Source organism: Stappia sp. TSB10GB4, assembly GCF_900185745.1.
Taxonomy (GTDB): domain Bacteria; phylum Pseudomonadota; class Alphaproteobacteria; order Rhizobiales; family Stappiaceae; genus Stappia.
This window is the reverse complement of the sequence record NZ_FYAV01000011.1, coordinates 1-9,136: the sequence shown is the minus strand read 5'-3', so window position 1 is coordinate 9,136 and position 9,136 is coordinate 1. Positions and strand designations below refer to the sequence as shown.

Genomic DNA, 9,136 nt, shown 5'->3' with positions numbered 1-9,136 from the left:
GTGCAACTGTTCAGGTTGATCATGCGAAGCGGGACGGGGCCAAATGCCGGTCTACGGTCTCACAACGACCAGGGGTCCAACGGCCTCCGTCCCGCAAGCATCATGACACAACCCGGACATACAGGGGGCTCATCATTCTGGCGGGACCCGGCACAACTGCGTGTCCGCGACCTTGGTAGCAAAAAGTTCACAACATGCCTTAAAGGCGCTTTCATGACTCGGTTGTATCGGTTTCAGTAGCGGTTTGGAGGAGTGAATGACTGGTTCCGTGCAAACCCTGACCGTTGCCTTGAGCCTGCTGGCGGCCCTGCCCGCTGCCGCGTTCGCCGAGGCCGACGGGGCGCTGTCGCCGGTCGCCGCCGCCGAGGCCTTGCACGCGCGCACGGCCGGCGCCGACCTCGACCTGGTGCGCGAGCATGTGGTGGAGCTGGCGGAACTGGCGCGCCGGCACATCGACGAGGCCGGTCTCGAAACCGCCCTGGAGGATTTCCGCAATCCGCCCTGGCTGCGCGAGGCGAACGGGTTGCACCTGTGGGGCGTCACCACCGCGGGCGTCAGTTGGTTCGACACCGGCCATCCGGAGCTGGTCGGCATCGACGTCTCCAACATCACCGACATCGAGGGCCGGTTCTGGACGCAGCTTGCGGTCGCCTCCGCTTTGGAAACGGGCGAGAAGGTGTTCCTGCTCCTCTTCCCGCATCCGAAGACCGCGAAGTCGGCGGTGGGCTTCCACACCTGTTTCATGCTGGAGGACGGCGAGCGCGTCCTGTGCGCGGGGGCTTTCGAAGATGCGCCGACCGGATAGTCTGGCCGGCCGCCTCCGCTTCTCCAACTGGCCGATCCTGGCCAAGGTGATGGCGGCCCCGCTCGCGACCCTGATCGCCCTTGCGGTCATGGTCATGCTCGTCTGGCACGCGCTGACCCAGCAGCGGGCGGCGATCGTCGCCAACCTCACCCGGCTGGAGACGGTGCTGCACCGCGCCCACGAAGTGTCCCATCACCTGGCGAGCGTCGAGGCAAATCTCTACAAGCTGTCGATGTGGAGCGAGATCGGCGTGCGCGGCGGCGAGCTCGAAGGGACCCTGCGCGCGATCAACTACGGGCTCGAATGCGCAATGTCCGACATTGCCGTCCTCGACAAGGCCGGGTTCGAGGGAACGGAGGACCTGCGGCGGGGCTTTGCCACCTATCGCCAGAACACCTCGCAGGCGGTGCTGCTGATCCTTCGCAACGCCACGCTCGGCGCGATGGCGACCCGCGGCGGCCACAAGACCTATGCCGAGGTCGAGCACCACGCCCAGTCGATCGGCGACCGGGCGAGCGAGCAGTTCCGCAGGGCGATGAGCGAGGCCGGCGCCACCTTCGATCGGCTGAACCGGAATTTCCTGCTCCTCGCCCTGTTCGCCGCGCTGGTCGTGGTGGGGGTCAGCATCGCCGCCTCGCGGGCCATTGCCCGGCCGATCACCGGTCTCGTCCGTGCCATCCAGGCGCTGCTGCGCGGCGACCTGTCGACGCCGGTGCCCTGCACCGCGCGGCGCGACGAGATCGGCAGCATCGCCGGCTCCGTGCAGGAGCTCCAGCGGGCGCTGGTGCGCAATCGCGAGCTGGCGCGCGAGCGCGAGCAGAAGCAGGCGGAACTGGAATTCATCGCCGCCCATGACGGGCTGACCGGCGTCGCCAACCGCAAGGCCTTCGACGCCTATATGGACAGCGCGGCGCTCGCCGCCGGCAGCGACGGCGACCTCATCTTCCTGCTGATCGACCTCGACAGTTTCAAGCCGATCAACGACGCCTATGGCCATGCGGCCGGCGACACGGTGCTGCGGGAACTGGCGCAGCGCTATCGCAAGCTGGTGCGCCCCGGCGACATGGTCGCCCGGCTCGGCGGCGACGAATTCGCCATCACCATCGTCTCGCGGGAAGGCAGCCGAGATCCCGAGCAGTTCGCCAAGCGGGTGCTGGAGGCGACGGTGACGCCGGTGCGCCACGCCGGACGCGAGCTCCGGGTCGGCGCCAGCATCGGCGTCGCCTGCAGCCGGGAGGTTCCTTACGGGCCGCAGGCGCTGATGGCGGCGGCGGATCGCGCCATGTATGTCGCCAAGCAGGAGAAGCGGCCGTCCTTCACCATCTATTCGCCGCAGATGGCGCCGCAGCGTTTCGGGCTGGAGGAGCGGGAGGAGGTCGAGCGGGCGCTGCGCGAGGGCGAATTCGTGCTGCATTACCAGCCCAAGGTCGCGCTCGCCGACAATGCCCATGCCGGTTTCGAGGCCCTCGCCCGCTGGCGCCATCCGCAGCGCGGGCTCCTGATGCCCGACCAGTTCCTGCCGAAGATCGACGAGTTCGGCCTGCAGGGCGACTTCACCATGAAGGTCGCGCGGCAGGTGGTGGAGGATCTCCGGCGCTTTGCCGAGCTCGGCCTCGACAGCCGCGGCATCTCCTTCAACATGGAGGAATCCATGCTGGCGACCCGCAGCGGCATGGACGATCTGCGCCGGCTGGTGATGGAGAACCAGCAACTCGCCCGGCTGCTCACCCTGGAGATCACCGAGGACGTGTTCATCGCCCGCGCGGCGGAGACGATCCGCGACAATGTCGACATGCTGGCCGCCCTCGGCGTCCGCATCTCGATGGATGACTTCGGCACCGGCTACGGCTCGTTCAAGCACCTGCGCGAATTCACCATCCACGAGCTGAAGGTCGACCGCGAATTCGTCGAAGGCATCGGCCGCGACCGCTCCTCGGAGGTGATCATCGACGGCTTCCTGGCGATCGCCTCGGGCCTTGGCCTGATGGTGGTGGCGGAAGGCATCGAGACGCGGGCGCAGGCCCGCTACCTGCACCAGCGCGGCTGCCAGTTCGGCCAGGGCTTCCTGTTCTGCCGCCCCCTGCCCTTCGAGGCCGCCGTCGACTATCTCGCCGAGCGGCAGCCACGCTCGCGCACCGGCTGAGCGGAATTTTGCCGCGCCGGGCTTGTTTCCGCAGGGTCGCCTCCCGCAAGATCAGGGACGACTCGTCCAGCCGAAAGGGCCCGCCGATGATCTGCCGCCTGCCTCGCCTCTCCCTTGCCGCCGCCTGCCTCGCTGCGCTCTTCGCCACATCGCCGGCGTCGGCCAACACGCCCTGCGGCGGCGATTTCGGCGCGTTTCTGAGCGGCGTCGCCGAGGAGGCCCGCGCCAAGGGGCTGCCGGATGCGGCGATCCGCAAGACGCTGGGCGGCGCGCAGATCGACAGGACGGTGCTGTCGCGCGACCGCGCGCAAGGCGTCTTCAAGCAGGATTTCCTCACCTTCTCCAGGCGTTCGGTCAACGACTACCGGCTGAAGCACGGCGCCGCCAACATGAAGAAGCACGCCGCGATCTTCGCAAGGGCCGAGGCCGATTACGGCGTGCCGGCGCCGGTGATCACCGCCTTCTGGGCGCTGGAGACCGATTTCGGCGCCGTCCAGGGGGATTTCAACACGGTGAACGCGCTGGCGACGCTCGCCCATGACTGCCGCCGGCCGCAGCTCTTCCGCCCGCAGCTCATCGCCGCCATCGAGATGGTCGCCCATGGCGACCTCGACCCGGCCCGCACCACCGGCGCCTGGGCCGGCGAGATCGGCCAGGTGCAGATGCTGCCTGCGGACATCATCCGCTTCGGCAAGGACGGCGACGGCGACGGCCATGTCGACCTCAAGGGCAGTGCGCCGGACACGATCCTCACCGCCGCCGGCTTCATCAAGAGCCTCGGCTGGCGCGCCGGCGAGCCCTGGCTGACCGAGGTCAAGCTGCCCGCCAGCCTGCCCTGGGAGAAGACCGGCCTCAACTTCGACTCCACCGTCGGCGAATGGGCCAGCGCCGGCGTCACCGCCCGCCAGGGCCGCCTGCCTGCGGCGAACCTGCCGGCCGCGCTGCTGATGCCGCAGGGCCACAAGGGCCCGGCCTTCCTCGCCTACCCGAATTTCCGCGTCTATCTGGAGTGGAACCAGTCGTTCATCTACACGACGACCGCCGCCTATCTGGCAACGCGGCTCGCCGGCGCCCCCCGCTACGATCCGGGCAATCCGGACCCCGGCCTGTCGGACGCGCAGATGAAGCAGTTGCAGGAAAAGCTTGCCGCAAAGGGCCACGATGTCGGCAAGATCGACGGCATCCTCGGCGCCGGCACCCGCGCGGCGGTGCGGGCAGAGCAACTGCGTCTCGGCATCCCGGCGGACGGCTGGCCGACGCCCGCCTTCCTGTCTCGATTCTAGAGTGTGGTGAATTTGAAATACGCCTGATGTTAGCAACGACCTCCAGAGCGTATTTCAAATTCGAAAACCACACTCAAAACATGAACTTGCTAGTCACCCTCTTTGAATCTGAAGTTCGTTCAGAGCTTGCCGCCCCATGTGACGAACTTCAGATTCGGGTGACTAGCCGATCTCGACGCGTTCGTCGAACGTCTCGGCCGGGGGAACGTGCGGCCTGCCGGCTGCCCTTTCCTCGCCCGCCTTCTTGTGCAGGAAGCGGATGCCCGCCTCGTCGCCCTGCATCCAGACCAGTTCCGCATCGACCGTGATGGCGCGCCGGGGAAACTCGAAGGCGAACCGCGCGGCGAGCATGTGCTGGCCGGCGAGGCGCACGCGGCAGCCGGTGATGCTGAGATCCTCGACCATGCAGGAGATCGACACGCCCCGGTCGACGATGATGGCGGGAATTCGGCAAGGGGCTCTGGGGGCCGAGCGAAGCTCGCCGCGCACCTTCGGCTTGTGACGCATTCGGGAAATCCTCTGGCCGACCGGCACACCCGATCGCAGAATAAGCAATTGAATACAGCCTGATAGCTCCGATCGCGTGAACGGATGGTAAAGCGCGCGGAGGATTTCACGGGGACGGTTGCGCCCGCCGGCGCGCAGGCCCGTCAGTCGAGCGGCGCCAGATCTCCGCGGGCCCAGTCCTCGCGCGTCTTCGCCCGGAAGTCCTCGAACCGGCCCTCCTCGATCGCCGCGCGCATCTCGCGCATCAAGGTCTGGTAATAGGCAAGATTGGTCCAGGTCAGCAGCATCGCGGCCAGCCCCTCGCCGGCCTTCACCAGATGGTGCAGATAGGCGCGCGAATAGTCCCGCGCCGCCGGGCAGCCCGAGGCCTCGTCCAGCGGGCGCGGATCGTCCGCATGGCGGGCGTTCTTCAGGTTCACCTTGCCGTAGCGGGTATAGGCGAGGCCGTGGCGGCCGGCCCGCGTCGGCATCACGCAGTCGAACTGGTCGATGCCGCGCGCGACGCTCTCCAGGATGTCCTCCGGCGTGCCGACGCCCATCAGATAGCGCGGCTTGTCCACCGGCATCGCCGGGGTGGTGATCTCCAGCATCGCCAGCATCACCTCCTGCGGCTCGCCGACCGCCAGCCCGCCGACCGAATAGCCCTCGAACGGCATCTCCCCCAGCGCCTCAGCCGACGCGATCCGCAGGTCCGGCACGTCGCCGCCCTGGACGATGCCGTAGAGCGCCTGGCCGCGCCCCGGCCCGCCCATCGTCTCGAACTGCGCGCGCGAGCGCTCGGCCCAGCGGAGCGACAGGCGCATGGCCCGCTCCACGTCCTCGCGCGGCGCCGGCAGCGCGATGCATTCGTCGAGCTGCATCTGGATGTCGGAACCGAGCAACTGCTGGATCTCGACCGAGCGTTCCGGCGTCATCACATGGCGCGAGCCGTCGATATGGCTCTGGAAGGTGACGCCGTCCTCGGTGAGCTTGCGCAACTGCGCCAGCGACATCACCTGGAAGCCGCCCGAGTCGGTCAGGATCGTGTGCGGCCAGTTCATGAAGCGGTGCAGCCCGCCGAGCCGGGCGATGCGCTCGGCGCCCGGCCGCAGCATCAGGTGATAGGTGTTGCCCAGCACCACGTCGGCGCCGAGCTCCCGCACCTGGTCCGGATACATCGCCTTGACGGTCGCCTGCGTGCCTACCGGCATGAAGGCCGGCGTTGCGACCCGCCCGTGCGGCGTGACGATCTCGCCGCGCCGGGCCATGCCGTCGGTTGCAAGGAGGCGGAAGGAAAACGGCGCGGTCATGCAGGATCCTTGGGGAAGAGCAGCGAGGCGTCGCCATAGGAATAGAAGCGATAGCCGGTGGCGATGGCATGGGCATAGGCCTTGCGCATCGTCTCAAGGCCCGACAGCGCCGACACCAGCATGAACAGGGTCGAGCGCGGCAGGTGGAAATTGGTCATCAACGCGTCGATGGCGCGGAAGCGGTAGCCCGGCGTGATGAAGATCGATGTTTCGCCGGCAAAGGGCGCCAGCCCCTCATCGCCCTGCGCCGCGCTTTCCAGGATGCGCAGCGAGGTGGTGCCGACGGCGACGACCCTGTTGCCGCGCGCCCGCACGGCGCGCAGCGCCGCGACCGTCTCAGCGCTCACCTCGCCCCATTCGGCATGCATGTGGTGCTCGTCGGTGTCGTCCGCCTTGACGGGCAGGAACGTGCCCGCCCCCACATGCAGCGTCACCCGGTGCCGCTCGATGCCGCGCGCGTCGAGCGCCGCCAGCAAGTCGTCGGTGAAATGGAGGCCGGCGGTCGGCGCGGCGACGGCCCCGTCCTTTTCCGCGAAGATCGTCTGATAGTCCTGCCGGTCCTGCTCGTCCTCGCCGCGCTTGGCCGCGATATAGGGCGGCAGCGGGATATGGCCGACGGCGGCGATCGCCTCGTCCAACATCGGGCCGGCAAGGTCGAAGGCGAGCAGCACCTCGCCGCTCTCGCGCTTGTCCGCGACCGTGGCGTCCAGCGTGCCGAGCAGGCAGGCCCTGCCCTCGCCGCCGAACTGGACGCGGTCGCCAATGATCAGCTTCTTGGCCGGGCGCGCGAAGGCCCACCAGCGATCGCCTCCGGCGCGCAGGTGCAGCGTCGCACCGATCCGCGCCACCGCCTCGCCGCGCGTGCGCGTGCCTTCCAACTGCGCCGGGATCACCCGCGTGTCGTTGAAGACCAGCGCATCGCCCGGCGCCAGCAGCAGGGGCAGGTCGCGCACGCCTCGATCCTCCAGCGCCTCGCCCGGCAGCGGCGCGCCAACCGGGCGCACCACCAGCAGGCGCGCGGCATCGCGCGGACGGGCCGGGCGCAGCGCGATGCGCTCCGGCGGCAGCTCGAAGTCGAAATCGTCGACGCGCATGGCCTTGGCTGAAACCCGGTGAAAGATGGCATTGGCTCAGGGGTTCGGCTCTTAGCTCTCCCCTGCCGCGCGGTCAACCGCGCGCCCTCGCCGCCCGCTCCGGCGGCCGGCGCGAGTCGTCGGCATAACGAGCGCGCGCGCAACTATTTTGCGATGCACAATCTGCATAGCTGCTGTGCACTATCTGCGCTTTTTTTCGGCACCTGAAAAAACTATCTTCTGGTCATCGGATCGGAGCGCTGACGAGGGATGACCCAGGCAGCCAACTCCCGCACATCGTGCAAATGAGGATGCCATGTTCGACACTCTCGCTCGCAAATACCGCAACTGGCGGACCTACCAGACCACCGTTTCCGAGCTGTCGCGGCTGACCACCCGCGAGCTCAACGATCTCGGCATCGCCCGCGGCGACATCCCCTTCATCGCCCGCAGCGCCAGCCGTTAACAGTTCACGTTCAAGGAGATAGACCTCCTCCCCTGTCTCCTGACGTGTTGCCGACGGGATCTCCTCCTCCCAATCCCGTTCGGACATTGCGACGCCCGCCGGTACCTCCTCCCACCGGCGGGCGTCGCTTTTTTCTTGGGCATGCCCGCTGGGTGTGCGACCTCGGCGAAAGCCGCAATCCGGGCATGCGAAAATAGCGCCTCACAAAGTGCGCGACGCAGCCCATATCAGTGTCACCGAACGATGACGCAGCGCAAAAAATGAGCGAAGAGCGGCCGCTTCGGGAGCAATAAGAAAAAGATCACGGAGTTTGACATGTTCACGACCCTCGCTCGCAAATACCGCAACTGGCGGGCCTATCACAGCACCGTCACGGAGCTGTCGCGCCTGACCCCGCGCGAGCTTGACGATCTCGGCATCTCGCGTGGCGAGATCCCGACCGTCGCTCGCCGCGCGGTGATCGGCTGATCCCATCTCGAACCGGCGGGTCTTCTCCTCCCGGACCCGTCAGTCGAACGCGCCGCCCGCCGGTCCCCTCCTCCCGACCGGCGGGCGGGCGCAACCCCAACGAAACACCGGCTTCGCCGCAATGCGGCGGTTCGGGATGCTGGCGCCCAATCCGCGCCGCCCCGGCCCCTCGGCGCCAGCCTCGACATCAGGACCGACATCATGTTCAACACCCTCGTTCGCAAGTACAATTCCTGGCAGCAGTACCGTCGCACCTATGACGAGCTGTCCCGCCTGTCCAATCGCGAGCTCAGCGATCTGGGAATCGGCCGCGGCGATATCGATTTCATCGCCCGCAGCCACACCCGCTGAGACGACGCACAGCCCTCGCGGGGGCACCGCAAACGGAAGACGCCGTCCCTTCGGGGGGGGCGGCGTTTTCTTTTAAGCCATTGAAAAAGTTCGATTTTCAAAATTTTATGCTGCTCTGCACAAAAAGCAGGGCTGATATGCAACATCGTCTCTTTAAACAGGGGCGCGACTCCCCCATATCTCAACCAACGGAGCAAGCGATCCTCCTCCCACGCTTCGCTCCCGTACCGGCCGGTGTTCCTCCTCCCTCACCGGCCACCCAAAACGACGCCCACCGGTACCTCCTCCCACCGGTGGGCGTTCGTTTTTGTCCTTCCCCTTTTCCCGGCTCCCCTTTTCCCGGTTCCTTTTCCCCGCCCCCCTTTCCCCGGCATCTTCCGCAGGCGCCACCGCGTCTTCACGCCTACCTCTCCTTAGCGTCTTCCCGGACGAGGCCGCAGGCCGAAGATCCGGGACCGGGGAGCCACGGCGGTCGTGGTGTCTTTCGGGAGCGCGGCCGCCAGCGCCCTCGGCTCTCCGATCCCGCATCTGGCTCACGCTTCGTGCGGGATGACGCGGGGAGGAGTTAAGGGGCTCCCGCAACCGCTCTGGCAACCAATAGACCCCGGGTCGCGCTTCGCTTGCCCGGGGTTGTTCGTCTGAAGAGGTGGTAGAGTTTGGGCGGTCTCCCGGCCTGAACCGCCGGGAGACCAGTGGCAGGCGACCGGACCGGGGTTGGGCTTTCGCCCGTCGTCATCAGGGTCCCTGCCGC

Annotated in this window: 9 protein-coding genes; 6 read left to right on the top strand and 3 right to left on the bottom strand. The window is 67.5% G+C overall.

Annotation, left to right across the window (positions count from 1 at the left end; translation table 11 throughout):
- The first annotated feature begins 256 nt into the window (after window positions 1-256).
- From TSB10GB4_RS00300 to TSB10GB4_RS00290, 3 genes are all read left to right on the top strand, one after another.
- Window positions 257-805 carry a hypothetical protein gene (locus tag TSB10GB4_RS00300; protein ID WP_186394093.1) on the top strand — a complete coding sequence of 183 codons (549 nt, stop codon included), beginning with the start codon at window positions 257-259 and terminating at the stop codon, window positions 803-805.
- Entirely contained in the window at window positions 789-2,948 is a 2,160-nt protein-coding gene (locus TSB10GB4_RS00295) for a bifunctional diguanylate cyclase/phosphodiesterase (RefSeq protein ID WP_186394092.1), read from the top strand. The genes TSB10GB4_RS00300 and TSB10GB4_RS00295 overlap by 17 nt, the downstream gene beginning before the upstream one ends.
- Before the next feature lie 86 nt (window positions 2,949-3,034).
- Window positions 3,035-4,231 carry a lytic murein transglycosylase gene (locus TSB10GB4_RS00290; RefSeq protein WP_186394091.1) on the top strand — a complete coding sequence of 399 codons (1,197 nt, stop codon included), beginning with the start codon at window positions 3,035-3,037 and terminating at the stop codon, window positions 4,229-4,231.
- A gap of 162 nt (window positions 4,232-4,393) precedes the next feature.
- Here TSB10GB4_RS00290 and TSB10GB4_RS00285 read toward each other — a convergent pair whose 3' ends face one another.
- From TSB10GB4_RS00285 to queA, 3 genes are all read right to left on the bottom strand, one after another.
- Complete coding sequence (locus TSB10GB4_RS00285) at window positions 4,394-4,738, bottom strand: PilZ domain-containing protein (protein WP_186394090.1); 345 nt, start codon at window positions 4,736-4,738, stop codon at window positions 4,394-4,396.
- Between the two features lie 143 nt (window positions 4,739-4,881).
- Complete coding sequence (gene tgt / locus TSB10GB4_RS00280) at window positions 4,882-6,027, bottom strand: tRNA guanosine(34) transglycosylase Tgt (protein ID WP_186394089.1); 1,146 nt, start codon at window positions 6,025-6,027, stop codon at window positions 4,882-4,884.
- Window positions 6,024-7,121, bottom strand: a complete 1,098-nt coding sequence (gene queA / locus TSB10GB4_RS00275) for a tRNA preQ1(34) S-adenosylmethionine ribosyltransferase-isomerase QueA (protein WP_186394088.1) — start codon at window positions 7,119-7,121, stop codon at window positions 6,024-6,026. Before queA ends, tgt begins: the two co-directional genes overlap by 4 nt.
- Window positions 7,122-7,416: 295 nt before the next feature.
- Here queA and TSB10GB4_RS00270 point away from each other — a divergent pair, with 295 nt between their 5' ends.
- The 3 genes from TSB10GB4_RS00270 to TSB10GB4_RS00260 all read left to right on the top strand — a co-directional run bounded on the left by TSB10GB4_RS00270 (window position 7,417) and on the right by TSB10GB4_RS00260 (window position 8,385).
- Window positions 7,417-7,566, top strand: a complete 150-nt coding sequence (locus TSB10GB4_RS00270) for a DUF1127 domain-containing protein (protein ID WP_186394087.1) — start codon at window positions 7,417-7,419, stop codon at window positions 7,564-7,566.
- 315 nt (window positions 7,567-7,881) lie between these two features.
- On the top strand, window positions 7,882-8,034 hold the full coding sequence (locus TSB10GB4_RS00265) for a DUF1127 domain-containing protein (protein WP_186389024.1): 153 nt from the start codon (window positions 7,882-7,884) through the stop codon (window positions 8,032-8,034).
- A 201-nt stretch (window positions 8,035-8,235) separates the two neighbouring features.
- A complete protein-coding gene (locus TSB10GB4_RS00260; protein ID WP_186389025.1) occupies window positions 8,236-8,385 on the top strand; it encodes a DUF1127 domain-containing protein in 150 nt (49 codons plus the stop codon).
- Window positions 8,386-9,136: the final 751 nt, after the last annotated feature.

What these genes read in the sequence shown, in the direction of transcription:
- TSB10GB4_RS00300 (WP_186394093.1), top strand. Translation starts at nt 257, where the DNA reads ATGACTGGTTCCGTGCAAACCCTGACCGTTGCCTTGAGCCTGCTGGCG.
- TSB10GB4_RS00295 (WP_186394092.1), top strand. Translation starts at nt 789, where the DNA reads ATGCGCCGACCGGATAGTCTGGCCGGCCGCCTCCGCTTCTCCAACTGG.
- TSB10GB4_RS00290 (WP_186394091.1), top strand. Translation starts at nt 3,035, where the DNA reads ATGATCTGCCGCCTGCCTCGCCTCTCCCTTGCCGCCGCCTGCCTCGCT.
- TSB10GB4_RS00285 (WP_186394090.1), bottom strand. Translation starts at nt 4,738, where the DNA reads ATGCGTCACAAGCCGAAGGTGCGCGGCGAGCTTCGCTCGGCCCCCAGA.
- tgt (WP_186394089.1), bottom strand. Translation starts at nt 6,027, where the DNA reads ATGACCGCGCCGTTTTCCTTCCGCCTCCTTGCAACCGACGGCATGGCC.
- queA (WP_186394088.1), bottom strand. Translation starts at nt 7,121, where the DNA reads ATGCGCGTCGACGATTTCGACTTCGAGCTGCCGCCGGAGCGCATCGCG.
- TSB10GB4_RS00270 (WP_186394087.1), top strand. Translation starts at nt 7,417, where the DNA reads ATGTTCGACACTCTCGCTCGCAAATACCGCAACTGGCGGACCTACCAG.
- TSB10GB4_RS00265 (WP_186389024.1), top strand. Translation starts at nt 7,882, where the DNA reads ATGTTCACGACCCTCGCTCGCAAATACCGCAACTGGCGGGCCTATCAC.
- TSB10GB4_RS00260 (WP_186389025.1), top strand. Translation starts at nt 8,236, where the DNA reads ATGTTCAACACCCTCGTTCGCAAGTACAATTCCTGGCAGCAGTACCGT.